General features: G+C 45.3%; 21 protein-coding genes and 1 pseudogene. 13 read left to right on the top strand and 9 right to left on the bottom strand.

Translation table 11 applies throughout. The features are described 5' to 3' along the window. A partial coding sequence (locus tag GMES_RS21960) for an IS3 family transposase (RefSeq protein ID WP_039988043.1) occupies positions 1 to 482 on the top strand: 482 nt, incomplete at its 5' end. Positions 483 to 554: 72 nt separating this feature from the next. On the opposite strand, the gene GMES_RS21955 is transcribed toward GMES_RS21960, so the two are convergent. From GMES_RS21955 to nhaA, 6 genes and pseudogenes are all read right to left on the bottom strand, one after another. Then, the gene (locus GMES_RS21955) at positions 555 to 1,688 is read right to left on the bottom strand and encodes an EstA family serine hydrolase (RefSeq protein WP_006995036.1); all 1,134 of its coding nucleotides are present in this window, start codon (positions 1,686 to 1,688) and stop codon (positions 555 to 557) included. A gap of 380 nt (positions 1,689 to 2,068) precedes the next feature. Beyond that, positions 2,069 to 3,089 (bottom strand): annotated as a pseudogene (locus GMES_RS21950) (IS110 family RNA-guided transposase). Between the two features lie 298 nt (positions 3,090 to 3,387). Further along, positions 3,388 to 4,431: a PA2778 family cysteine peptidase gene (locus GMES_RS21945; protein ID WP_006995033.1), complete on the bottom strand. Its 1,044-nt coding sequence runs from the start codon at positions 4,429 to 4,431 to the stop codon at positions 3,388 to 3,390. 25 nt (positions 4,432 to 4,456) lie between these two features. Beyond that, the gene (locus tag GMES_RS21940) at positions 4,457 to 4,831 is read right to left on the bottom strand and encodes a PA2779 family protein (RefSeq protein WP_006995032.1); all 375 of its coding nucleotides are present in this window, start codon (positions 4,829 to 4,831) and stop codon (positions 4,457 to 4,459) included. 287 nt (positions 4,832 to 5,118) lie between these two features. After that, a complete protein-coding gene (locus GMES_RS21935; protein ID WP_006995031.1) occupies positions 5,119 to 5,628 on the bottom strand; it encodes a hypothetical protein in 510 nt (169 codons plus the stop codon). A 113-nt stretch (positions 5,629 to 5,741) separates the two neighbouring features. Next, complete coding sequence (gene nhaA, locus GMES_RS21930; RefSeq protein ID WP_006995030.1) at positions 5,742 to 6,947, bottom strand: Na+/H+ antiporter NhaA; 1,206 nt, start codon at positions 6,945 to 6,947, stop codon at positions 5,742 to 5,744. A gap of 121 nt (positions 6,948 to 7,068) precedes the next feature. Between nhaA and GMES_RS21925 the strand changes: the two genes are divergently transcribed. The 7 genes from GMES_RS21925 to secF all read left to right on the top strand — a co-directional run bounded on the left by GMES_RS21925 (position 7,069) and on the right by secF (position 16,440). Next, entirely contained in the window at positions 7,069 to 7,956 is an 888-nt protein-coding gene (locus GMES_RS21925) for a LysR substrate-binding domain-containing protein (RefSeq protein ID WP_006995029.1), read from the top strand. A 221-nt stretch (positions 7,957 to 8,177) separates the two neighbouring features. Then, positions 8,178 to 9,554 (top strand): N-acetylmuramidase domain-containing protein, encoded by a 1,377-nt coding sequence (locus tag GMES_RS21920; RefSeq protein WP_006995028.1) that lies wholly within the window; start codon positions 8,178 to 8,180, stop codon positions 9,552 to 9,554. Positions 9,555 to 9,601: 47 nt separating this feature from the next. Then, on the top strand, positions 9,602 to 10,033 hold the full coding sequence (locus GMES_RS21915; RefSeq protein WP_006995027.1) for a 3TM-type holin: 432 nt from the start codon (positions 9,602 to 9,604) through the stop codon (positions 10,031 to 10,033). Positions 10,034 to 10,505: 472 nt separating this feature from the next. Beyond that, positions 10,506 to 12,680, top strand: coding sequence for a glutamine synthetase III family protein (locus GMES_RS21910; protein ID WP_006995026.1), 2,175 nt, complete (start codon positions 10,506 to 10,508; stop codon positions 12,678 to 12,680). Positions 12,681 to 12,877: 197 nt separating this feature from the next. Continuing rightward, positions 12,878 to 13,459: a hypothetical protein gene (locus GMES_RS21905; RefSeq protein ID WP_006995025.1), complete on the top strand. Its 582-nt coding sequence runs from the start codon at positions 12,878 to 12,880 to the stop codon at positions 13,457 to 13,459. A 171-nt stretch (positions 13,460 to 13,630) separates the two neighbouring features. Continuing rightward, on the top strand, positions 13,631 to 15,457 hold the full coding sequence (gene secD / locus GMES_RS21900; RefSeq protein WP_006995024.1) for a protein translocase subunit SecD: 1,827 nt from the start codon (positions 13,631 to 13,633) through the stop codon (positions 15,455 to 15,457). Further along, complete coding sequence (secF, locus tag GMES_RS21895) at positions 15,454 to 16,440, top strand: protein translocase subunit SecF (RefSeq protein WP_006995023.1); 987 nt, start codon at positions 15,454 to 15,456, stop codon at positions 16,438 to 16,440. The genes secD and secF overlap by 4 nt, the downstream gene beginning before the upstream one ends. A gap of 115 nt (positions 16,441 to 16,555) precedes the next feature. On the opposite strand, the gene GMES_RS21890 is transcribed toward secF, so the two are convergent. Together GMES_RS21890 and gorA are read right to left on the bottom strand one after the other, a co-directional pair. Beyond that, entirely contained in the window at positions 16,556 to 17,356 is an 801-nt protein-coding gene (locus GMES_RS21890; protein WP_006995022.1) for an RMD1 family protein, read from the bottom strand. 328 nt (positions 17,357 to 17,684) lie between these two features. After that, the gene (gorA, locus tag GMES_RS21885) at positions 17,685 to 19,034 is read right to left on the bottom strand and encodes a glutathione-disulfide reductase (RefSeq protein ID WP_006995021.1); all 1,350 of its coding nucleotides are present in this window, start codon (positions 19,032 to 19,034) and stop codon (positions 17,685 to 17,687) included. Between the two features lie 266 nt (positions 19,035 to 19,300). On the opposite strand from gorA, the gene prlC reads away from it, so the two are divergent. From prlC to ubiB, 5 genes are all read left to right on the top strand, one after another. Continuing rightward, the gene (gene prlC, locus GMES_RS21880) at positions 19,301 to 21,343 is read left to right on the top strand and encodes an oligopeptidase A (RefSeq protein ID WP_006995020.1); all 2,043 of its coding nucleotides are present in this window, start codon (positions 19,301 to 19,303) and stop codon (positions 21,341 to 21,343) included. A gap of 30 nt (positions 21,344 to 21,373) precedes the next feature. Next, positions 21,374 to 22,081 (top strand): DNA-3-methyladenine glycosylase I, encoded by a 708-nt coding sequence (locus GMES_RS21875; protein ID WP_006995019.1) that lies wholly within the window; start codon positions 21,374 to 21,376, stop codon positions 22,079 to 22,081. A 145-nt stretch (positions 22,082 to 22,226) separates the two neighbouring features. After that, the gene (gene ubiE / locus GMES_RS21870; protein ID WP_006995018.1) at positions 22,227 to 23,027 is read left to right on the top strand and encodes a bifunctional demethylmenaquinone methyltransferase/2-methoxy-6-polyprenyl-1,4-benzoquinol methylase UbiE; all 801 of its coding nucleotides are present in this window, start codon (positions 22,227 to 22,229) and stop codon (positions 23,025 to 23,027) included. Further along, positions 23,028 to 23,669: a ubiquinone biosynthesis accessory factor UbiJ gene (locus tag GMES_RS21865; protein ID WP_006995017.1), complete on the top strand. Its 642-nt coding sequence runs from the start codon at positions 23,028 to 23,030 to the stop codon at positions 23,667 to 23,669. A gap of 3 nt (positions 23,670 to 23,672) precedes the next feature. Further along, on the top strand, positions 23,673 to 25,307 hold the full coding sequence (ubiB, locus tag GMES_RS21860) for a ubiquinone biosynthesis regulatory protein kinase UbiB (RefSeq protein WP_006995016.1): 1,635 nt from the start codon (positions 23,673 to 23,675) through the stop codon (positions 25,305 to 25,307). A 62-nt stretch (positions 25,308 to 25,369) separates the two neighbouring features. On the opposite strand, the gene GMES_RS21855 is transcribed toward ubiB, so the two are convergent. After that, positions 25,370 to 26,290: a hypothetical protein gene (locus tag GMES_RS21855; protein WP_081974737.1), complete on the bottom strand. Its 921-nt coding sequence runs from the start codon at positions 26,288 to 26,290 to the stop codon at positions 25,370 to 25,372. Positions 26,291 to 26,319: the final 29 nt, after the last annotated feature.

The raw sequence follows: 26,319 nt of genomic DNA, 5'->3' as shown, positions 1-26,319 counted from the left end.
TGACTGATGTGACTGATGTGACTGAATTCAAAGTGAATGACCAGAAGGTGTATCTGTCGCCTATGATAGACCTATTTAACCAAGAGGTTGTCAGCTACGAAGTACGCACATCCGTCGCGCTACCATTAGTCACTGATATGCTCAAAGCCGCGACGAGTAAGCTACAGCAACACGAGAAGCCACTGATACACTCAGACCAAGGGTGGCAATATCAAAATAAACAATACCAACAACACCTCAAAGAAAACGGACTACTCCAAAGTATGTCTAGGAAAGCAAACTGCTTAGATAATGCCGTAGCGGAGAACTTCTTCGGCCTATTAAAAACTGAGATGTACCACAACGAGACGTTCAAAGACGCCAATGAACTGATTGAAAATATCGAAGAATACATCGACTATTACAACAACGAACGCATTAAGCTGAAACTAAAAGGCCTGAGTCCGATACAATATCGACATCAGGCCTTGGTTGCGGCTTAGAAATGAGTCCAACTTTATGGGGTCACTTCATTTTACTGATTCGCCCTTTTTATTGCCTGTATTCTAAGCTATTTATCCGATACACGCATAAGCTTGCTCAATCAAACTTTGACTGCGCGCATCGCCCACCAAATCTGGGCTCATTTGACTGCACACGTAACCGATAGACAATCCATTGACGGGATCGTGACAGCCAAACGACCCACCCCAACCACTATGCCCAAAGGTAGTCGGTTCTTTGCCATAGGTATTCGCTAACGCATTGACGACTAAGCCCATGGCCCAGTGTACGGGCAAGCCAAGTAAATCATCCGTTCTTGTGCTGTTGACCTCCGTCGTTTTGGCGAGCGTAGCTGAACTAAGCAGGTCATTTTCGGGGCGATATAGTTCATACAAGCTCGCAATTGAGGTCGCAGTTCCGTGACCATTAATGGCAGGCAACTCAGCTTGGCGCGCTTGTGGGGTTAGCATGAAATCGGCACGCAATAATGGGTTTGTCATCCCCTTCAATGCATGAGCAGGCATGTTCTTAGACTTATAAGGGGCACGTGTTGGCGGCAGCAAATCCGCAACTCTACCATGTTGGCTTTCAGGCAAGCCGATATGAAAGTCAATGTTATTTGGCTGGCAGATCTCTTTGTTGAGATACTCCCCCAGCGAAACTCCCGACACTCTTCGAACAATTTCCCCCACTAAAAAACCAAAGGTGACGGCCTGATAACAGGTTCTTGACCCCGGCGGGAAACATGGTGTTTGGGCAGCAAGTAGCTTGCAGCAAACATCCCAGTCGAGCAAGCCCTCAACCGTTATCGGTAGGTCAAAGGCGTTCAGACCACTTTGATGAGATAACACCTGAGCTAGGGTCATATCTTGCTTACCGTTTGCTGCAAATTCGGGCCAATATTCAGCAACACGGTCACCGTACTGAAGCAGCCCCTTTTCCACTAAATGCGCGACACACAACGCGGCAACACCCTTGGTCGTAGAGAAAACATTGATAAGCGTGTCTTGCAGCCAAGGCGCTGAAGAACCTGATTGGGTATAACTACCAGCATAGATATCAACCACCAGCTTGCCTTGGTGGAACAAAGAAAATCCAGCACCCTGCTCAGGCGTAGTACTTTGCGGATCAAAATTCGCTTTGAACGCTGCAACAACCGGCTCAAACTTTGGATCCCAACTGCCTTTTACTTCAATAAACGACATAATTCACTCCCACTGATTCGGTCACTACCAGTGGGCAATAACCATACGGATGACCTGTTTTATCATGCTTAAAAACACAAGTAACATCAGCTTTATTTATGCCTAATTATTAGCCTTAGCCGAATAGCGCAGCACACATCTTCACGATCAATGAATAAGGGTCGTACTGACATATATTCGGCCTATTCTGAGAGGGGACTATCGGTTTACTCTTTGGCCCTAATGAGATCCGCACTTAACTGTCTCAATCACCCACTCGGTTTTAAAAACCTTGTCCAATACAGACTATCGCTAAGTGCGGGAAACCCGCTTTAACATCGTTTATCGTCGACTCAGATTGTGTTTTTAACAACGTATTACCAGTATTCTATGCTTGATTGTTAGCTTGCTACTGAATGATAATTTTCGTTTCGGTGTAATAATATCCAAGCTAACTTCGCGAGACGTTTAGCCAGTGCCACCGCTGCTTTATTTTTGCCTCGTCGCTCAACCAGTTGTTTGACCCACACGGACAGTTTGTCATCTTTTGCTTTTATGCGATGCATTACACTGCGAGCACCATGTATCAGCTGTTTGCGTAAGTAATGATTGCCGCGCTTGGTGATCCCACCATAAAAAGACTTTTCTCCACTCGCATACTGCTTAGGTGTGACGCCTAACCAAACCGATAATGCCCTTGGATTTTCAAACTGACTACCATTGCCGATTGCTGCATATAATGCAGTGACATTGAGGACACCGACACCAGGTAATGTCATTAATCGTTGGCATAGGGTGTTTTGTTGAGCATATTGTTTTAGCTCGGTTTCAATAGTCTTACTGCGTCTGCTTAATTGGTCATACTCTTCCTTTACGCCTCTTAACTGTTGTTTCATTCGCACAGTAGTGCGCTCATCTTCTGGGTCTATCAGAGCAGAGATATGTTGTGTAAAGCTTTTTAAGCCTTGAGGTATAACGACCCCATATTCGTTAAGCAAACCTCGAGTTTGATTAATGATGCTGGTTCGTCTAGAAATCAATTTATCACGAATACGATGTAGGGCTTGTATGTCTTGCTGCTCAATAGACTTCAGTGGCACAAATTTAATGTTAGGCCGCCAAGAGGCTTCAGCAATAGCAATGGAATCATTGCGATCATTCTTATTCCCTCGAACAAAGGGTTTAACTGTTGAGCAGGGAGCAAATGCACGACATGCCCCATTTCCATAAATAACCGAGCCCAATAGTGGCTTGAATAACAGGCTTCCAGACGACAATAGCTTTTTCTTGCTTAGCCATAAAAGACGTTAGCGTCTGACGAGAGAATTGTTTATTGCTCATCATAATATGTTGGGGTGAAAACAGGCCAACTTGAAATACGTTTTTTGCCAAATCGATGGCAATGGTATTAAGATTATTCATAGGACGCTCCTTAGTCATTAACTGTTGTTTACACATTCAGTTTGGCGCATTTTGACGCGGTAGCTACTTAGGAGCGTCCATCTCATCACCCACGATAATAAATTTATACCGTCCTCCACAGGAGCCTCTAAAAATAAGGTGTAGAGCACATGAACTTGCACTTGGTTGTTATGGGTGTCTCGGTAATTTTCAATAAATACTTTGTTGTGTATCGAGTTGCTAGGCTAAAAACGAGAAAGGTCGATTGCTTGGGCAATCGACCTTTGTATTCAGGCTCTACAGTTGTCGCTGGTTGTGGTCAGCGGATAAGGGGACATTGAGTTGCCGCGCTTTCGTTACGATTTCCCCCCTTTTGGATTAACTCGGGGATCTGTTTTTGGGTATCAAGCAAGTTGGCGTTGCCTGGTTCATAAGCCAAAGCCCGACTAATTAAAATATTTGCTTGAGGGCCGCACCCTATCGAAGCCAGCGCGTAAGCATAGTTATTTAGATAAGGAAGGTTTTCGCTAATCTCGAAGTGGTTTTCTGGGTTATTTCCAACGTTAGCATTATCGCCTTTTGCATGGCTGTACTGGTAACCTTGCTGAAACCAATTCACCGCTTGTTGTGGGCTGTCAGTGAGGTAATCATTGGCGAGTACGAAGTAGTTTAACCAATTCTCAGGCCAAGTCTTGATGGCATTTTGCAGCGCTTCTCGCCCAGCTTGTATCTGCCCTGTACTAAGCAAGTCCTGCGCGGCTTGAGTGTAACTCAGTGGGCTAAATTGGTTGCTCATTTTATCTGGCGGGACAGCTGCTAATAACCAGTAATCACCGCGAGCCCACGTGCGCTCAAACGTGGTGAAATTCAGGCGGTGATTTTCAGTTTCACCTGTATGCAAGATCACTTCTTTACTTTGCAGATCGTAACCAATCACTAGTGCATAATGCCACATAGGCAACAGTGCTACAGAAACGTTTTGCAGCACCACTACAGGCACATCATCACGAATTAAGCCCAACAGTGTCTTTAAATTACCTTTTTCAGCATAAGCAAGTAAGCCCTGTTGACGACTCGCCGAGACCATTTCAAGCTGCAAGCTGCCTTCTAATTCAGGAACAAATAGGTTCGGCGCTATCTCCTCTGGAGTGCTTTCATCGCCGTAGTAATTGAACACCTCAGCTAATGTCGTTGGGCCACAATAGAATGCTTGCTGAGGGTAAAAGGGCACATTTTTGATGAGATGCGTTGCTGCAAAGTCATTTTTCTGAGCAAACAGCTTTTCTGTTTGCGGTGCGTTTTGACAAGCACACAACATACATAAAAGGCCGACAATAATGCCAGCCTTAACTTTATAAAACATATGGATATCTCGAGATAAATACGTTCTAGCTGTTAATTGGGCGAATAAACGGGTACACATCTGTTACGCCGAGTAAATCAAGCAAAGCAACCACGGCAAGAACGGTCACAATAGCCCCCACAATACCGCCAGCTGGCATGTTGTTCATTTGCTCGTTCAATGCGTTTAATTCATTTTGCGTCATATTGTTGATACGACTCTTTGCGTCAGAGGTGCTTACACCTAAAGCCACTAGCTGAGCCTGTACTTCGCTGCTATCAACCATTGATAACACTTGCTGCTTATTGAATTGATAATGGGCTTGATTCAGTACATCGTTTGAGCTGTAAACACCTGCAGAGGCGGTTCCTAACGATAGGGTCAAAAATAAGGCGGTTGCTAATGTGATAATTTTAGTCATTGAGTTCTCTTTATAATTTTGAGGTGAGTTAAGCATTTCGTTGCACTTACCACTCACTTTGTGAAACTGAACTAGCTCATTACAAGTCTTATGCCATCGCTAAAAAAAGTTTAACCAAAAAAATAAATCATTTTTTATCAATAACTTAAATTAAACGCAGGTAGAGGAATAAAAGTATCCTGTCGCAAATAACCAACGAAGAAGGGAAAAGCTGCAAACTGGATGTAATAAGTTCACGGACCTCCAAACGCCCTATGTCGGCCCTCTTAAAAACTGACAGCCAGAAATTAACGTTGCTGGCAGGGATAGGTCGTTTTGATTGCTTGGTAAATCTCCTCAGCGACACTTTTGCTCGCATCTATTTTATTTGGTAACGCACTCACTATAGACATGACCACCTCGGGATCCACATCTGCGTTAGGCAAACAAAATTGAGCTAAATAGGTATCTGCATCAGTAGCCCGTGAGCTGCCCAGTCGCGTGCGAATCGCTCGCTTAGAAAAGCTATTCATATCGCTTTCGCTCTCTAGGCCACGCATAATTTGAGTGTCTGTCAGCACGGCACCGTGCAGAAACCCCTTAATAAATTGATAACATGTTGAGTCAACGACTTGGGATAGTTCAGACTCGCGCTGTTCTGACTGATGCTTTAGGTTCTGGCAGTTTTGCCAGACGCCTAGCTTAGTATTATTGGTCGAAGCCAAAAGTGAATGAGGGATGAGCATAAAACCCAACGCCAAGAATACGGCGTTGTATACGCGCATGCTGAATATTTTGGATATCGAAAATTTACACATAACGTTCTCCTATTTATCGCACTGCCTAGGTACTGTATTGGGTGACCTTATTGAGCGACCTGGTTAAATGACCTAATTCGGCAATCTTTAGATAACCCTGCAGGTCACTGTCATTAAGCGTCTCTGGCAGCTTCTCGCTCAGCACGCTCTTTTGATTTCGCATTACTTCTGGCCAACAACACAGCGCCCAGCACAGCTGAGACTAACGACCCTAGTAATACCCCTGCTTTCACACTCGTTTGATAAGCCAAACCTTGCTCTTCAAACGCTAAGCTGCCGATAAACAAACTCATGGTAAAACCGATACCGCACAGCAAACTCACGCCATATAATTGCACCCAAGTAGCCCCTTCAGGCAATTTGGCTAATCCTGCCTTAACTGTTACCCAGCACACACCAAATATGCCTAGTTGCTTACCGACAAATAACCCCACTGCAATGCCTAAGGTAATGGGGTTTAACAAATCAGATATGCTCGCACCAAATAACGATACCCCAGCGTTAGCAAAGGCAAAAATAGGCAGCACAAAAAATGCCACCCAAGGATGTAACTTGTGCTCTAGGTGCGGCAGCATTGGGTGACCATCTTCATTCTTAAGTTTAAGGGGGATAAACCACGCCAGCGCGAAACCCGCTAACGTTGCATGAACGCCTGATTTAAGTACTGCAGCCCACACCACTACGCCTATCAAGACATATGCAGCTTGGCGACGCACGTTAAACCTGTTGAGCAAGAATAGCGTTAGCAAGCCTACGCACGCCACGATTAACGACGTGGTTGAAAGATCTTGTGAGTAAAACAAAGCGATGATGACAATTGCCCCAATATCATCGAATATCGCGACGCTGAGTAAAAACAGCTTTAAGCTCAAAGGCAGAAACTTGCCGAAGATGGTGAATACCCCAACAGCAAACGCTATGTCAGTAGCGGACGGAATAGCCCAACCGTTAACAGCGACCGGATCGTCAATGTTAAACCAAACGTATATGAGTGCAGGGAATACAATACCTGCTATTGCGGCAACAGCAGGTAAGGTTATTTGAGAAACAGATGATAACTGCCCGCCGAGCACTTCGCGTTTTACTTCTAGGCCGACTAAAAAAAAGAATATCGCCATTAAACCATCGTTAACCCATAGCAACAGCGGCTTGGCGATTTCAAAGGCTCCAAAACGGATACTGACTGGGATTTCCAGCAGTCCGTTGTAAAAATCATATGCAGGTGAGTTGGCAAGGACCATGGCAATGGCTGCAGCTATCACCAGTAACACGCCACCGGCTGCTTCATGTTGAATTAATTTGCCGAGATAAGACTGCATGACTCCCCCCTCAAACGAAGATAATCTTAATTAATATACGCAGAGGCCTCAGTTAGATATAGTCGTTTTCATCTTCGTTTCGATCAGGTTTTTCCTGATAACAACTAAGTGAGTTCTGAACGTGAATCAATTAAATTACCAGCACTTATATTACTTTTACATCACAGCGACTGAAGGCAGCATTATAAAGGCAGCCAGCGTTCTGCACCTCACTCCACAGACCATCAGCGAACAAATTCGTACCCTTGAGGCATACTTCGGTTTTGACTTGTTTGACAGAGTGGGTAAACGCCTACAGGTTAATAGCCAAGGCCAACTCACCTACAATTTTGCTAAAAACATCTTCAATATGGGTAATGAGTTACTGCTTTCAGTGAGGAACCAAAAGCAAAACCAACAACACATGTTGTCCATAGGGGTGACCGATGTGTTGCCTAAAATTCTTGCATTTGAAATGTTTCAACGTTGCTTAAAAGCCCATCCGAATGTGCGCCTAGTATGTAAAGAAGGGGATCTAAACAGCCTTACCGCACAGCTGGCACTGAGTAAGATTGACGGTATTTTATCTGACCAACCATTACTCAATACCAGTAATGTTAAAGCCTATAACCACTTACTTGCTCGCAGTGGATTAAGCTTTTTTGTCGCACAGGACTTGGCAGAGAGGTTCTTTGACTTCCCCCAATGTCTAGATAACCAACCATTCTTATTACCCGGTGATAAATCAGCCCAAAAGCTATCGATACTTGCTTGGTTTGCCAAACACAATATCAATCCACAGATTGCAGCTGAGTTTGACGACGGCGCACTAATGAAACTATTTGCTCAACGCGGCTACGGGGTATTTTGTGCACCCACTTCCGCAGAGCATCATATAGAAAAACAATACAAGGTACGGGTTATTGGTCGCACTGATCTGATCACGGAACATCTGTATCTGATCTCCCCAGAACGAAAAGTCACCAACCCTCTATTATCACCTTTAGTCATTAAAGGCGCAGCTCGTTAAAGACATTGCCACCTAGCAATCCGGCGCACAGCGTAAAATGCTACAGAAACACTCTGTATATTTTTCGTACAAAAACTAGCTTAACTGGGTAAACCTGCTATCAATTTAGTTGAAGGTCATTGATATGCAGGAGGCACCATCATGTTCCCTTTTAAGCGCAGAATATTCACTTCACAATCGAACTTACCACATTCAACATCGCTGACATGGGAGATCTCCCTATGCTAGATGCTGTCAGCGCTGATTTGCTTAACGTACGAAGTTTACCCTCAACCACCAGCGCCGTCGTCGGACAGCTTACGCGGGGTATGGTTATTGTCACCACCACCATGCAACATGGTTGGGTGCAATTTCGTTTCGGTGGCACATTCGGCTTTGTATCCGGTCACTATCTGCAAGCCGTACATGACTTAACCCGTCTAACAGGCACAGTAAATACGCAGCTGCTCAATATTCGTCAAGAACCACGTGCAGGTGCAACTGTGCTAGCCAGTGTTGCCCTCGGCGCTTCCATTAAAACCCTAGCTGTGGTGGGTGATTGGTTAGAAGTTGAATTTAATGGGCACCAGGCTTACACGTTCGCAAAACACGTCGACTTGGTGTACGCCGATAACGGCTATTACGCTAATGTCACTGCCAGTGCATTGAACGTGCGCAGTGCTCCACATCATCAAGCCAGCATTTTTGGTCAACTCGCTGCTAATAGCCTCGTTTGGGTGGAAGGAGATCAGCAGACTTGGTCGCAAATACGCTTTAATGGCAACCGCGGGTATGTGGCCAGCGCCTATTTGCAAGTTGCGCCGATAGTTAACGATGGCACTCCTGCAAAACAAAACGATCACCAAGATACACATGAAGAATTATTCGATAATGGGCTCCCTACTGCTACAGCTCTAGAGCCGACAGAACAATTAACCCCAAATCTTATTCTCACAGTGGCTGGTAGCAAAGAGCAACGTGCCGTGGCTGCCACCTGGAATCGCTGGGGAGCGCTGCTAACCACACTCTGTGCTGAAAAGAATATTGATGTGGCCTGCGCGGTCGCTGTTTTGTGCGTAGAAAGTCGAGGTAAGGGTTTTGAGCAAAACAACAGTGACCGTTTGATTATTCGGTTTGAGAATCACAAATTTTGGAAATATTGGGGCAAGTACCACCCTCAGCAGTATCGCCAGCACTTTTCTTATGATCCTAAAAAAGTTTGGACTAAGCATCAATGGCGAGCGAACCCGAGTGATCCATGGCAGAACTTTCATGGAGTGCAATCGAAAGAGTGGCAGGTATTCGAGTTTGCACGCAGTTTAGACGAAAATGCCGCCATGTTATCGATCAGTATGGGAGCACCGCAAATCATGGGCTTCCATTATGAACGTATTGGTTATCAATCTGTAGTCGAGATGTTCAACGCATTTTGCCAAGGCATACCCGCGCACATACACGGCTTATTTGAGTTTTTTGACCACATCATGCATCAGCATTTACGCGACCATGCCTTCGAGAACTTTGCAGCCTTATACAACGGCAGCGGTCAAAAAGCCTTGTACGGCCGGCTGATAAAAAACCACAACGACGCATTTACCAAATTACACCCGAATGCATAACCCAAGCACCACAAATCCCCCCACGGAAAAACGCGAGGAGTAGTAACATGAACGTATTTTCATTTATCAGTAATTTATTTGAACCCGCCGTAAAGTTAGTTGACGATTTGCACACCAGTGATGAAGAGCGCTTGCAGTTACAAAGCCAAATTAAAGCCGTCGAAAACGAACTGTTAGCCAAGGTCATAGACTATGAAAACCAATTGCTACAAAGCAAGACCGCGATCATCACCGCTGAGTCTACTGGGCAATCTTGGATCCAGCGTAACTGGCGTCCTATCACTATGCTCACGTTTTTAGCTTTGGTAGTACTAGACAGTTTCGGTTGGTTGCCCAACCCTTTGGCTGATGAGGCTTGGACATTGTTACAAATAGGATTAGGCGGTTATGTTGCGGGTCGTTCAGCTGAGAAAATCACCCAACAATATTTACAAGCCAGACCCGCCGATGGCAAAGCAGCTTCATCGGCAAAAGGTTAGTTAACGCCTCAACGAGGGCGACCTCGCTATATCCTGTGGGCCGAACATGTAAGATGTGTTCGCTCCTTTTTCACCTTTCTTCAATTCATTTCATTAGCGAAGCATCGCGTCACGTTTTGCATGTTCGGCTTAATCTGATATCTCCATCTCCACCTGCACCAAAAAAAGGCAATATTAGATAAACCTTATTCTCAAGCACCGCATTAGTGCAACCCCAGGATGAGATGGCGCTTAGTTGCCCTTCGCTCAGCTTGCTAAGCTCTGTTTTCTGCGCTCTGATTAGGCTTTGACCGGCACTATTGCTTGTTATACAAGCCGTTTTGTTAACATGTCAGATATTTTCAGTTTTGCTTGCTAAAACAGCAGTTTTTGGCGCAGTTATTGTATAGCTGAAGTTATACCTAGAAGACGCATAACACTGGCCTCACCGCCGCTGCGCTCACAATCCATTATTTATCAACAAGGAACACTTATGTCGGGTCATGCTTCACGTCTTAACGCTATTACGCAAATCACTAACAGAGCACCAAAAGAGTGCGGCAAAACCAAACCTCTTACCGATATTTGGGCGACAGATGTATTTGGCCTGGCAAAAATGGAAGAAGCCCTGTCAAAAAACGCATTCAAAGCGATTAAAAATACCGTCACGACTGGTGCGCCACTCGATCCAGCTACCGCGGATGTGGTCGCCTCAGCGATGAAAGTATGGGCTATCAGCAAAGGGGCAAAGTTCTTTTCACATGTCTTCTACCCTATGACTAACATCACAGCCGAAAAGCATGATGGATTCATCATTACTAATCCTGAAGGCGCTGCCATAACTGAGTTTACGGGTAGCTTGTTGATTAAGGGAGAGCCTGACGGTTCATCTTTCCCTAATGGTAGTTTGCGCATGACTAACGCGGCACGTGGCTATACTGCATGGGATCCTACGAGCCCTGCCTACATTATGCATACTGCTAACGGCGCGACGCTGATGATCCCTAGCGTATTTATTTCTTGGACTGGCGAAGCACTGGATAAAAAGATCCCATTGTTGCGCTCAAATGCCGCCATGGATAAAGCTGCCCGCAAAGTACTTAGCCTTATGGGCGAGGAAACGATTGCACCGTTAAACGCTAGCTGTGGTGCAGAGCAAGAATACTTTCTTGTGGATGAGCATTTCGCCCACTTGCGTCCAGATTTGTTACTTGCAGGGCGCAGTTTATTTGGTGCAGCTCCTGCTAAAGGCCAGCAGTTTGATGATCATTATTTCGGTGCTATTCCAGCCCGTGTTCAGGTCTTCATGCAAGCCTTTGAAGACAAACTTTATCGCTTAGGTATACCGGCTAAAACCCACCATAACGAAGTGGCGCCAGGGCAATTTGAAATAGCCCCTTACTTTGAATCCTCAAACGTGGCGGCTGATCATCAACAATTAATGATGACATTGATGAAAAGCACGGCTAAAGAGCACGGTTTCTTGTGCCTGCTACATGAAAAGCCTTTCGCTGGCGTCAATGGCTCTGGTAAACACGTGAACTGGTCAGTCGGCAACGCCACCCAAGGCAACTTGCTAGACCCAGGCAGTACACCACACGATAACCTAAACTTCTTGCTGTTCTGTGGCGCAGTTATTCGCGGTGTGCACAAACACGGCGGTTTATTGCGTGCGGTTATTGCTTCGGCATCAAATGACCATCGCTTAGGTGCAAATGAAGCACCACCAGCCATACTTTCGGTGTATTTAGGCGACCAATTAGAAAGCGTTTTCAACGACATCAAAGCCGGTAAATTACTTGAGAAAGCCAAAGGTGGTTTGATGGACCTAGGCTTGTCGCAAATATTAAAGTTTGAGCGTGACCCAGGGGACCGTAACCGTACCTCTCCTTTCGCCTTTACCGGAAACCGCTTTGAATTCCGCGCGGTAGGCTCGTCTCAGTCGGTTTCTGGGCCACTGGTCGCTATGAATACCATGCTTGCCGACTCGTTAGATTGGATAGCTGAAAGGCTTGAGGCTGCACTCGCCAACGGAACAGATAAAACTGCTGCGGTTATTGTGGTGCTAAAAGAGTTAATGGAAATGCACGGTAATGTAGTTTTTGGTGGCGACGGCTACAGCGAAGAATGGCATAAAGAAGCGGTAGAAGTTCGCTGCCTCAAAAACCTACCCACCAGTGCCGATGCTCTACCTGAATTTAAAGCGCCAGAAGTGATCGATTTATTTGTTAACACAGGCGTGTTGTCAAAAGACGAACTATTTAGCCGCTTTGAAGTGTACGCTGAGCAATATATTTTATCTCTTGAGGTAGAGGCCAAACTGGTTATTGATATGGCCACCACGCAAATATACCCTGCGGTGACTCAGCATCTAACCCACTTAGCTGATGTAAGTCAAACCTTATCAGGTCTAAGTTTAAGTTTAGAGAACACCGACTTAAACGAAGCGGTAGAACAGGCCAATGGCATGATGAGTGCGGTAAAAGAGCTGAAAGTAGCACTAGCAGAACATAACTTTGCGAGCACGGAAGAACACATGTCGTTTAGCGCGAAAACTTTGTGCCCATTGTTGCTAAAAGTACGTGAACACGCAGATACACTTGAAGGCATGGTAGCTGATGACTTATGGCCGCTACCTAAGTATCAAGAGATGCTATTTATTAAGTAGCCCTAAGCTAAACTGCGTTCGATGAGACGTCTTAATGACTAGTGGCTAAATAAGCTAACTATTAGATAAAAAAAGGAGCCTCGGCTCCTTTTCTATTGCTTGCGCAAGTTCACCGCATATCAACGTATTTTGTCACACTTTATTACTTGTCTTTATTCTACTCACCTTTATCATGGCGCGACTTCTGTTTATGGAGAATGTTTGATTTTATGTTGGTTTGGCGCGCGTTTATATTCAGTATTGCTATTGCTCTGTTTGCAGCAATAACAAGCCCTGCCTGCGCCACAGAAAATATCAGTGCTCCGCTAAATTTAGTGAGTGATGGTGCATATTCACAAGCAATTTCTGAAAGTGACACTGTCGTAAACGATAGTGTGCTACAGCACAGCTCAACCTTAGGTCAGGCACTATTAGCTGACATATCGTTATCCAAACGGTCAAAATCCCCCCAACTGCCTGACAATACCGATGAAGATCGTTTGTCAGGGAGCAAAAAACCGACATTTCAAGTTAGATTTAATCACAATGTCAGCTTACCGCCTTTTGAGCGTCAAGCTGCGAGCGCGTTTGGATCCGTGTTTCAAAACGAACCAAGCTTTGTATTGGTATATGAATTTTTACCTGAAATTTTAGGCCTAAAACACTTTTTAGCGCCATTAACCACACACATTTCCGTTCCTTGGTATTTACGCGCTGATGTGTCAAATAGCCACAGTCGCCTTGCAGGCTGGAAAGACGGTAACTCTCAGTATACTGCCGCCATTACCTACCTTAGTTAAATCGTTCTCTCGCCCTCTTACGGGCATCACTTTCTTATGCTGTTTAAGCGCCAATGAGCGCTTAAGCAATAGATTTTTTTGCGTTCGCGTGTCAAAACGCTAACGCCTCCTAGCGGGCTTGCGCTGCAACATCACACAGCCAAATCAGTTAGGTTATTTAAGAGAACGAACATGCGAAAAACAACCGCAAAGCCCAAGTACACTTGGCAAATTTTAGTGATAATCGTCACGGTTATCATTTTAGGCTTAAATGCCATTCCGACGTTTTATGGCAACCACAACGCCTTACTCGTCAGCGCAGTTAACCCAACACAGTCATTGCCCAATACGCAAACGTTACGCAATGTAGTCCAACAGCAGAACATCAACGTAGAGCAAATCATCAATAGCGAATCGAGTAGTAAAATCGTCATTGACGGAGATGACGATGCCTTACTCGCAGCGCAAACCCAACTTAAAACGACCTTAGGCGACGACTTTCAAGTGCGTTTAGGCAGCCAGTCAGCCGCACCAAAATGGTTACAAGGTATGGGAATGTCACCCATAAAGCTTGGCTTAGATTTAAGCGGCGGCGTGTTATTTGTGCTTGAGGTTGATACTAATAAGGCCGACCAAGAACGTTTAGGCAATGCAAAAGACGAAGCGCTGCAGCTTATTCACGATAATGGTCTGCGCGGTATGAGCGTGAAGCTAGCCGACTCACAAGAGAAGATTAACCTTCACTTTCTTACTCACCAAGCAAGCCAAGTCAAAACGGTAGTAAATGAGTTACAACAGCGCCTGCCCGGAATAACCTATACCGCAAGCGACGATCGGGATGGCACGCTAGTATTTTCAGATCAAAGTGTCACTACCTTTCATCATGAAATTATGGCCCAAGCACTAACCACCCTGCGCGGGCGTATTGAAGAGCTTGGCATAACAGAAGCGGTTACCCAGCGCCAAGGGCAGAACAGAATACGTATTGAGTTACCCGGGGTGAAAGATCCTGAGCAAGCTAAGCGGATTATCGGTGCCACCGCATCGCTGGATTTCTATGAAATGGCCCAAAGCGGCACAGTGGGAGCCAAAACCTTTACTGATGAAAATGGTCGGCGTTTACGCTTGGCACCTAAGCCCATTTTTACTGGCTCCAATATCGAAAATGCGACCTCAGGGCGCGATGATATGGGCATTGCACTAGTAAACCTAGCGCTTGACGGCATCGGTGGTAAGAAGATGTCTGACTTCTCTAAAGACAATATTGGCAATCCTATGGTCACAATATTCTCTGAATACCATAAAAACAGTGCGGATGAGATGGTCAAAAGCAGCAAGGTTATTAGTGTAGCAACCATTCAAAGTCAGTTAGGCAACCGCTTTAGCATCACCAATTTAGACAGCCCTCAAGCGGCTTCTGATCTCGCTTTATTATTGCGAGCAGGCTCATTAGATGCACCAATCACCATAGTGCAGCAACGCACTATTCAAGCGTCATTAGGTCAGGAAAACGTTGGCAATGGCATCATGGCGCTCGCCATTGGCTTAGGTATCACGTTGGTCTTTATGGGTTTGTGGTACCGCAAATTAGGGCTTATCGCCAATACCAGCTTGGTGCTTAACTTAGTGTGTTTATTAGGCTTAATGGCGCTATTGCCCAATGTTGTACTGACCCTACCCGGCATCGCTGGTTTGGTGCTCACTGTGGGCATGGCGGTCGATACCAACGTGCTGATCTTCGAGCGCATAAAAGAAGAGCGAAAACGCGGAAGAAGTAACTTTTTGGCAATTGAAACGGGCTATAAAGAAGCTTTTGCCACCATTTTGGACGCCAACGTCACGACCATGATCACCGCTCTCATATTGTTAAGTATCGGTTATGGCCCGGTCAAAGGGTTTGCGATGACCTTAAGTTTGGGCATTTTAACCAGTATGTTTACCGGCGTATTCGTCGCCCATGTCTTGACTTCATTGGTCAAACCGCAAATAGCCGTCAAACACAAGGAGCTAAGATCATGAGCGCAAACACATTGAAAAATGAAACGAGTATGCAAGAAGCGACAAACACAATCAGCCAATCTACGGGAGTCCATTCACCAATGGCCATGTTCAGTAAGCTACGTTTGGCGGGTTTTTACCTCGCCATCTCATTAATGCTGCTTTCGGCTATTGGCCTAGGCTTTAAAGGGCTGAACCTCGGGTTAGATTTCACTGGTGGCTACATGACTGAGTTCACTACTTCGCAAAGTATTGATAAAGAGCAAATGCAGGACCAGCTTGCCACGCATCTAACTGGCGATTTTGAGTTAAATAGTAGTGGGGCAAACACCCAATGGACGATTCGCCAAGCTGATGGTGCCGACCATGTCATCGACAAAGATTGGCTTAACAACTTCGCCGCGCAATCAGGCTATGACATCAGCCCACAAGACTCGGTTTATATTGGCTCTCAAGTAGGCTCTGAGCTGATTGATAATGGCGGATTGGCTTTGATAGTCGCTGCAATTGCCATGATGATATATCTGACATGGCGCTTCGAATGGCGCTTAGCCTGTGGCTCGCTCATGGCATTAGTGCATGACGTACTGGTGGTTTTAGGGCTATTCGCCTGGCTGGGTTTACCGTTTGATTTGACAGTATTGGCAGCCGTGCTGGCCATCATTGGTTACTCGCTGAATGACTCTATTGTTATCGGTGACAAGTTACGTGAAGTGATGCGCGCGAAAACCAACATGAGCATGAGTGACATAGTCGATACAGCGGTAAAATCGACTCTAACGCGCTCGCTAATCACCTCTGGTACTACACTCGCTACCATTGGCGCCATCTGGATATTCGGCGGTCAGCCACTACAAGGCTTCGCTATTGGGCTGTTCGCTGGCGTGGTATTTGGTACGTTGTCGTCTATTGCTGTATCGGCAACGATCCCGCAGCTTATCGGCTTAAACCCTGAGTTTTATCAGCACAGAGCCCAAGAGTTGTTGCTTAATGATGAACCGTAAACCTAGCTCGTAGAAAAAAGTTTCAAATCTGACAGTTAACCTGCTTGGTTAATAATTAATAAAAAAGCCCGCTCTTTAGCGGGCTTACATCATTAATATAATTCACTTTTTTGGCTCATAAGCCTAAGAGTATCTGCAATTCCTTTGCGCCAAACATCACAATTTCCACTGCAATTAGAATGATAATGATCCATTCTAAGAACGATGAATGTTGGTGATTCTGCTCACCCGCAAGCATGTCGAATAATTCATGTATGGTGGCTAACTTTTTAGACAGCAACTCCACCCGTTGATGAATTTCTAAATAGCGTGCGGCCAAATTGTAGGTGCTTTCATACTCTGGGTATTCCCAGAAAAATTCAGGGGTATCAAGCAAACCATAATGCAAAATAATATCACTTTTAGTACTGAACAACTTACCGCGGATCTTCGCTATATTACGTCTCGATAATTTAATTTTACCGGTTTCAGCCAATGTTTGCGGAATATGCGCGTGGTCTTGGATTGTTTGTTGTGCCTGACTTTCATATTCATTTAGCTTTAACGATTGAGCTAACGCATGGCTCACCGCCAAACGCGACAAATGATCATCTTGGGCCAAACTCACGGTATCCTGACTGATACGAGATTCAGGTGCATTTAACACAAAGCGAAAATGCTCTTGGCTCGCGGCAGTTAATAAACCTTCAGCCAAACTTAATCGATGCAATAACGCTAAACGTTCGTCTTCATCCACACCCCAAAATACTGCAATACCGTAGTCAAATAACCATACTTCACCGCCAGGTAAAGCAATATGCACCGCGTCACGATAACGCGCTCCGCGCTCTGCATTTAACCAATCTTGTTCAGAACTTAAAATCGACTCTTCATTACCTAAGTAAATGGCTGAAATGCGATTATTACTAAATTTCACAGTGTATCCGGTAGGCCCATGGCCAGTAAGAGAAAATCGGCGCTAATGTAAGGCCGAATTCAATCCGTGTACAGTAGAATTTTTGTGCAATTTGAAAATATTTTTAAGATGATTTTTTTGTCTGAAAGCCCACTGATAAATCGTAGATTTCACCCCCATGAAACTAGCTCAACACGCGTTTATAAGAGCGACTCAAGCTGCTTTACAGTCTACAAATTGGGCTCATAAAAAACGCCCCTGTTAGCAAAAATAACAGGGGCGTTGAGGTAGTATCTTCGTTTATCCTTTTAAAAGTGTTTAACTACACCTCAAGCGGATAACACCGTGACTAGTTAAGAGTAACGAACTCTTCAGCGCTAGTAGGATGAATGGCCACACAAGCGTCAAAGTCCGCTTTGGTTGCGCCCATTTTCATCGCCACACCAAAGCCTTGCAGAATTTCATCCATACCGTAGCCAATACCATGTAAGCCAACGACTTTTTGCTCTTCCCCCACGCAAATCAGCTTCATGCGCGTCATTTGTCTGTGGCTGGTCACCGCCGTGTACATAGCCGCAAAGCTTGAGTTATAAACTTTGACATTATCTTTGCCAAATTCGGCTTCAGCTTCAAGCTCAGTTAAGCCCATAGTACCGATAGCTGGGTGACTGAACACAACGGTTGGGATCAAGGTGTAATCCATGTGTGCGTCTTTCTGTCCGTTAAACAAACGCTCCGAAAGTAATCGACCCGCTTTAACGGCCACTGGCGTCAACTCGACTTTACCTATGTTATCGCCCACCGCGTAAATGCCATCAACATTGGTGTTCTGGTATTTATCAACGGCAATATAACCACGTTGATTCACCGTCACACCCGCTTTGTCTAACCTCATGTTGTCGTTTGCTGGTGCACGGCCAATAGCCCAAATGACGCAATCCGCTTCGATTTTTTCACCACACTCGAAAGTTAGCGTTAAACTACCATCTTCGTTCTTTTCAAGTTTCTCTGGTATGCGATGAGTATGTAAAGTTGGGCCGTCTTGGGCCATTATCTCAACCAGTGTTTCGCTCAGCATCGTATCGAATGAACGAAGTGGGGCATGCTTACGCACCACTAGGTGGGTTTCACTACCTAGAGAATGTAATACACCAGCTAGCTCAACGGCGATATAACCCGCACCCACTACAACAACGCGCTTAGGTTGTTCAGTTAATTCAAAGAAACCGTCAGAATCGATACCTAACTCGGCCCCTGGAATGCTTGGCGTAACAGGACGACCACCAGTGGCAATAAGAATATGGTCAGCAGTATATTGCTTACCGTCGACTTCAACGGTATTTTTATCCACGAAACGAGCAAAACCATTGATCACCGTGATGTCGTTATTACCCAACACACGATCGTAAGAGGCATGGATACGTTTGATATATGCTTCGCGACTGTCTACTAGTTTTTTCCAGTCGAATTTATTCACCGTCACGTCGAAACCGTAATCGGCGGCATAATGATTAATGGCTTCAGCGACCTGAGCACCAAACCACATGGCTTTTTTAGGCACACAGCCTACGTTAACACACGTGCCACCAATATGGCGTGCTTCAATTAACGCTACTTTTTTGCCGTGCTTAGATGCTCGGTTTGCTGAAGCAATACCGCCACTGCCGCCACCAATACATATATAATCAAAATCTGCCATTTTTACTCATCCTAAATTAACTAGCTGTAACTACACGATATAAGGTTCGTCTGATTAAAGACAAATGAATTTTTTAATCGGGTTAATCGAAAATAATAAACTTGAGCATTATAGACCTATCAAACAGAGAATAACTTGCAACAATTCTGCTTTCACTCAAGAGCCTATAAACGCATTGATTTTAGTCTAGATCCATTCAAACACTTGAATTCGGGTATTAACTGCCTTACTTACTAGTCATTATTCCCTCTACTTGAGAGTTCATTATGGCCCTAAGCCCGTTGCAAGATTTGTCTGGATTACCACGTTTTTCAGAAATTAGCCCTGAGCAAATTCAGCCTGCTGTTGAGCAAGCGATTGAAGATGCTAAACAAACCATAGAAACCTTGCTTGCCCAGCCAACTTACACTTGGGACAACTTCGCCGCTAAATTAGAAGACAAAGACGATGAACTTGGTCGCATGTGGTCACCGGTTTCACACATGAATTCAGTGGTTAGCAATGACGAACTACGTGAAGCGCACGACGCTTGCTTACCCTTGTTATCTGAATATGGCACCTGGGTTGGTCAGCATAAGGGCTTATATCAAGCCTACCTGCACATTCAAAATAGTGCAGAGTTCGCTGAATTGGATGAGGCAAAACGTAAAGTCATTGAAAACACAGTGCGTGATTTCGAGTTATCAGGCGTAGGCTTAGATGACGACAAAAAACAGCGTTACGGCGAGATAAAGAGCCGCTTGTCAGATTTATCCTCAACGTTTAGCAACAACGTGATGGACGCTACCTTAGGCTGGCAAAAACATATCACCGATGAAACTGAGTTAGCCGGTTTACCTGAGTCGGCCTTGGCCGCCGCTAAACAACTTGCTGAAAGTAAAGAGTTGGATGGCTGGTTGTTCACCCTTGATATCCCTAGCTATTTACCTGTGATGATGCATGCAGATAACCACCTTTTGCGCGAAGAAATGTACCGCGCATTTACTACCCGTGCGTCTGACCAAGGGCCAAATGCAGGTCAATGGGACAACGGCCCACTCATCGATGAAACCATGGCACTGCGCCAAGAGCTCGCCAACTTATTAGACTTCGCCAATTACGCAGAACGCTCTTTAGCCACGAAAATGGCAGAATCTACCAGTCAGGTAAAAGGCTTTTTGCAAGACTTAGCACAGCGCTCTAAACCGCAAGCCCAACAGGACTTAACCGAGCTGGCAGAATTTGCTAAAACCCAATATAACAAGCCTGAGCTTCAAGCGTGGGATTTGGCTTATTACAGCGAAAAACTCAAAGAGCAGAAATACGCCATTTCAGATGAAGCCCTGCGACCGTATTTCCCTGCCCATAAAGCAGTGGATGGCTTATTTGAAGTGGTATCACGTTTATATGGCTTACAAATTAGCGAACGTGATGGTGTAGACACTTGGCACAAAGATGTGCGCTTCTTTGATATTAAGGACGCAAAAGGTGATTTACGCGGCAGCTTCTATTTAGACCTGTACGCTCGCGAACACAAACGTGGCGGCGCCTGGATGGACGAGTGCCAAACGCGCCGTGCCAAACCTGATGGCGAAGTGCAATTACCAGTGGCTTACTTAACGTGTAACTTCAGTGGCCCTGTAGGCAACAAACCTGCGTTATTTACTCACGATGAAGTAATTACCTTGTTCCATGAGTTTGGCCACGGCATTCATCACATGTTGACCCAAATCGACGTTGCTGGCGTATCAGGCATCAACGGTGTGGCATGGGATGCTGTTGAGTTACCCAGCCAATTTTTAGAAAACTGGTGCTGGCAGCCTGAAGCATTGGCATTTATCTCAAGCCATTACGAAACCGGCGAGCCACTTCCCCAAGACTTATTGGACAAAATGCTAGCGGCACGAAACTTCCAGTCAGCTATGCAGATGGTGCGTCAATTGGAATTTAGCTTATTTGATTTCAGCTTACACGAGCAATATAACAGTGAGCAGAAAACCTCAGTTCAAGGCTTGCTAGATGACGTGCGTAGTAAAGTAGCTGTGGTTATTCCACCTGAGTTTAACCGCTTCCAGAATAGTTTCGGGCATATTTTTGCTGGCGGTTATGCAGCAGGTTATTACAGCTACAAATGGGCTGAAGTGTTGTCATCAGATGCATTTAGCCGATTTGAAGAAGAAGGCATATTTAACCAACAGGTAGGTCAAGATTTCTTGAGCAACATTCTTGAAAAGGGCGGCAGTAAAGAGCCCATGGAATTGTTTGTTGCGTTTAGAGGCCGTGAGCCGAAAGTTGATGCCTTGCTGCGCCACAGCGGTATTGAAGGGTAAACAAGTAGATTTTTAATTTTAGGAGTCAGGGTGAGCGACAACGTTTTAGCCAATTTGGAACATTATCAGGCCATTTACCAACGAGCCTGCGAACGAAAAGGCGGCCCTGACGCCGTTGAAAGTTTACTTAGTGACCCTCTTGCCGATAAAGACATCGCCCGGTTGGGTGACGATCGGTTCTTAGCTGAATTTAGCAAAAAGGTCTTTCAATCAGGTTTTGTGTGGCGAGTGGTACGCAACAAATGGCCTGAGTTCGAACGCTTGTTTTTCGAATTTAATATCGACAAAGTACTGCTTATGCCAGATGAAATGCTTGAAAAGCGCGCTCAAGATCCAGCCATCATCCGCAATTATAAAAAAGTGCAAACCATTCGCGACAACGCAATTATGATCGATTCTGTGCGCCGAGATCACGACAGTTTTGCGCAGTTTGTCGCTAACTGGCCAGCAACTGATATCACTGGCCTGTGGGCCTATTTGAAGAAAAATGGCGCTCGCTTAGGTGGCAATACAGGCCCCTATGCGCTGCGTGCATTAGGTAAAGATACCTTTTTGCTGACTCGCGATGTCACGAGTTACTTTAGCCAGCGGGATATTATTTCTGGTGGGGTGACATCCAAGCGTAGCTTAAGCGCGATCCAAGCCGCGTTTAATCAGTTACAGGCGCAAAGTGGCCGCTCTATGCAAGCCCTGAGTACACTTATTGCTATCAGCGTAGGAGACAATTTAGCAGCCTGATCTGCTAGCGTATTAACGCTAGGGAATAGCGCATGTGTCGGTGAATAATCTTTTGCGCCGACTTAGACGTATAACGCTGTAATTTTTTTAGATTGGCACTGTGAATTTCGATACACTAGCGCCAAGAGTTTATTAAGGAATTGACATGAGCGTTAGCGAGCATCACGTGGCTTCAGATACCAGCCACGAGCAAGCCCCAGAATCATCAGAAAAAACCCACTTCGGTTTTCAACAAGTCGATAAGAACGCCAAAGCCTCTATGGTTGCGGAGGTTTTTCAATCGGTCGCCGCAAAATACGACATCATGAACGACGTTATGTCTATGGGTATTCACCGCTTATGGAAACGCTTTACCATCGACTGTAGCGGTGCAAGAGCGGGCCACAAAGTACTTGATTTAGCCGGTGGCACAGGTGACTTAACAGCCAAGTTTTCACGCATTGTAGGCGACACCGGTGAAGTGGTGTTAGCCGATATCAATGATGCCATGCTACGGGTAGGCCGCGACAAGCTGCGCGACAAAGGCATTGTCAGTAATGTGAAATACGTACAGGCTAACGCCGAAGCCCTGCCCTTTCCTGATAACAGTTTCGATATCATTACTATCGCCTTTGGGCTGCGCAACGTGACCGACAAAGACAAGGCCTTGGCGTCTATGTACCGCGTTTTAAAACCCGGCGGGCGGTTGTTGGTGTTGGAGTTTTCAAAACCGACCAGCGAAGTCTTGAACAAGGTTTATGATGCTTATTCATTCCACTTACTGCCTAAAATTGGTGAGCTGGTAGCCAACGACGGTGACAGCTACAAATACTTAGCGGAATCGATTCGCATGCACCCAGAGCAAGATGTGCTGAAAGACATGATGCAAGAAGCCGGTTTTGAGCAAGTGACCTATCACAATTTAACAGGCGGTATAGTGGCTCTACACCGCGGGTTTAAATTTTAGATGTTAGTCGGTCAGCTGATAAGCGCAGGCGTTGAGTTAACCCTTAACCAACTTTTGCAGCTCGATCCTGATTGTAAACCTCGCTTGAAGAAGTTAGCGGGCAAGCAACTGCAGGTCACCATTAATGAGTTGCCTTGGACTTTGCTGTTTACTTTTTCTGAGCAAATTGATGTCAGCGCATTGCAGCAAAATCAACAGCAACTACCCGCTGATGCTGCAGCAGATTGCCATATCACCCTTGGTTTAAGCACTCTTAGCGAATTAAGTGACAGCAGTAAAATCAGCCAGCTGATTCAACAAGGAAAGCTAGATTTAGACGGTGATATCGATGTTGCCCAAGGATTTAGCAATCTTATGAAAGAGCTGGATATTGACTGGGAAGAACAGCTATCTAAATACACAGGTGACGTGGTTGCTCATCAAACGTTTAGTAGCGTAAAAGCGTTATTCAACACGGCTCAACAAGAAGTGGAAAAACTCGCTGACCAGCTCAGTGCACATTTAACCAAACCTGAAGCCGTCGCGGTTAGCGAAATCGAAGTTGCGGATTTTTGTGATCAGGTAAATCACCTACGTAGCGCCAGCGATAGGCTTGAAGCGCGAATCGATCACCTCATCGCCTCACAACAGGATGACCAATAACTCGTGCGGATCCTTCGTTTATACCAAATCAATAAAGTTTTTTTACAACACGGCTTAGATGAACTTATCCCCGACAAATGGCTGCCTTGGTACGCTAAATTAGGGCGCTTCGGCTTTTTCTGGTTGCGTAACAAGCACAAAGATAAGTCCCCCGGCGCCCGTATTCGTTTAGCGCTGCAGTCTTTAGGGCCAGTATTTATTAAATTTGGCCAAATGTTGTCTACCCGTAAAGACTTGCTAAGCCAGGACATTGCTAATGAATTAGCCATCCTGCAAGACCAGGTAGAGCCTTTTGACAGCGCGGTAGCTCAGCGAATTATTCGTCATGCGCTTGGTGTCAGCGACTTAAACGAAGTCTTTAGTGAATTTGAAGCAAAACCTTTAGCGTCAGCATCCATTGCACAGGTGCATGCAGCTAAACTGATTGGTCACAGCGAAGAAGTCGTCGTTAAAGTGATTCGCCCAAATATAGGCTCCGCGATCCATGCTGATATTGAGCTTATGCGCACTTTTGCCAATGCATTACAAAAACTACTGCCAGATGGAAAACGCTTACGCCCGGTTGAAGTCGTCGCAGAATACGAAAAAACGATCGTTGGCGAGTTAGACTTACTCAACGAAGCCGCCAATGGCATTCAATTTAAACGTAATTTTGAAGATTCTACCGCGTTGTACGTGCCACATATTTACAGTGATTACTGCCATGCAAATGTGATGGTAATGGAGCGCATTTACGGCACTCCTATTTCTGATGTTGCTACGTTAGAAGCCCGTGGTACCAACATGAAGAAGCTTGCAGAACGCGGGGTGGAAGTGTTTTTCACCCAAGTATTCAGAGACAGCTTTTTCCATGCTGACATGCACCCAGGCAATATATTTGTCGCCCTTGATAACCCTGACGACCCACAATATATCACCATAGATTACGGTATTGTTGGCACGCTCAATAGCGAAGATAAACGCTATTTAGCCGAGAATTTTATCGCTTTCTTTAATCGTAATTACCGTAAAGTAGCAGAACTTCACGTTGATTCAGGTTGGGTGCCAAGCACCACCAGTATTGATGAATTTGAAGCGTCGATTCGCCGCGTGTGCGAGCCCATTTTCCAAAAGCCTCTGGCTGAAATTGAATTCAGTAATGTGCTACTGCAGTTATTCAATACCGCTAGACGCTTCAATATGATTATTCAGCCGCAATTGGTGTTGCTGCAAAAGACTTTGTTATACATCGAAGGCTTAGGTCGCCAGCTGTACCCGCAACTAGATTTATGGCAAACCGCCAAACCCTTTTTAGAAAATTGGATGCGTGAACAAATTGGCGTAAAAGCCATGTACAACAAGGTATCGGCGAATTTACCGTTTTGGTCCGAAAAGTTACCAGAAATTCCTGATTTGTTGTATGACTCTATGCGCCAAATCAAGCGCTACCCTGAACAACAAAAGTTGCAGTTCGAAAAGCAGCAGTGGCAGGTGAAACAACAACAGCGCAGATTAGTCTTTACCATTATTGGGGCAACGTTGTTGGTAGTGTCTAGCTTGATGCCTATTTATATTCAGCATTGGTGGATACCGGCGAGTGTCACCGCGCTCGGTTTAGTAAGCTGGTTAATTGCATGGCGCTGCAGAGTGCCTGATTAGACCCTATAAAACTTGATGAAAGGCACTTTTGGTGCCTTTTTTGTATTCAGCAAACGCCTTCTTCATGAATGCCCAAAGAATCCTTCAACTCGCAATGCCAAGCCATAAGAGGGCGAGAAATGTTCGTCCCTACGCCACAAGACAAATGGCTCAACTTCATAGAATAACCATTCTCTTAACGCATTTTGTCGCCAGCGCATGCTCACGTAATGTTCGTTTAGCTGATAGTTTGGCCTACTTAACCCTTCAATATAATAGCCAGTAATGATGGCGGTTTTTCGATTGAATTGATGCAAGCTTTGCCAGCTGTGGCGCCATAACCAGTCTTTGGTTCGATCCCGATAATAAAAATTATTGTCAAAGCGATACAAGGTGTCGACATTGGCGCTGTAGTCAAACTTGGATGAAAAATGGCTGCCAAAGCCATCATCACTGTAATAGTAAACCGAACCTTCAATACGCAATAGCGTATCTGTCGCCAGTGAATAATGGTTACGGTAACGGCTCTTTACAAAGGTTTGCAGACCACGCCCAACGCCAATGCGATGTGAAAATCCGCTATTCGGGCGAGAGCGCCAGCGAAGCGCTAGATTAAGACGATCTGAATCACCGAAACTATCGTCGCGCCCTAAGCGCTCATTGCCCAAGGCAGCTTCATCGTCATAATCTGACAGAACTATATCTAAGCGGTTTTTTAAATTGGGTAAACGCACTCGCACCCGAAAACGATTTTGAAATTGGTTTAACTCTCGAGTTCGTGGTTCCCAGCCTAAACGAATTCTCGCTTCTGCTTGAGCGACTTCTTGATGCATGACACCATCGAGAAAAAAGAAATCATCAAACCAAATCGCAGTATCTTGCACCGATTGCGCAATGTTTTCATGCATATCATCAAGCCAGGGATAAGCCTGCTCTGGTTCATCTTTTTGCGCTGCACCTTGCTCATCTTGGGCACTTTGGCAATGAAGTGCAGCAAACGACATCAGCAAAATCAGGTATTTAAAATTCAATG

The sequence above is a fragment of the Paraglaciecola mesophila KMM 241 genome (assembly GCF_000315015.1).
Taxonomy (GTDB): domain Bacteria; phylum Pseudomonadota; class Gammaproteobacteria; order Enterobacterales; family Alteromonadaceae; genus Paraglaciecola; species Paraglaciecola mesophila.
Note: the sequence above shows the minus strand (reverse complement) of the source record. Positions and strands in the feature narration are given on the sequence as shown.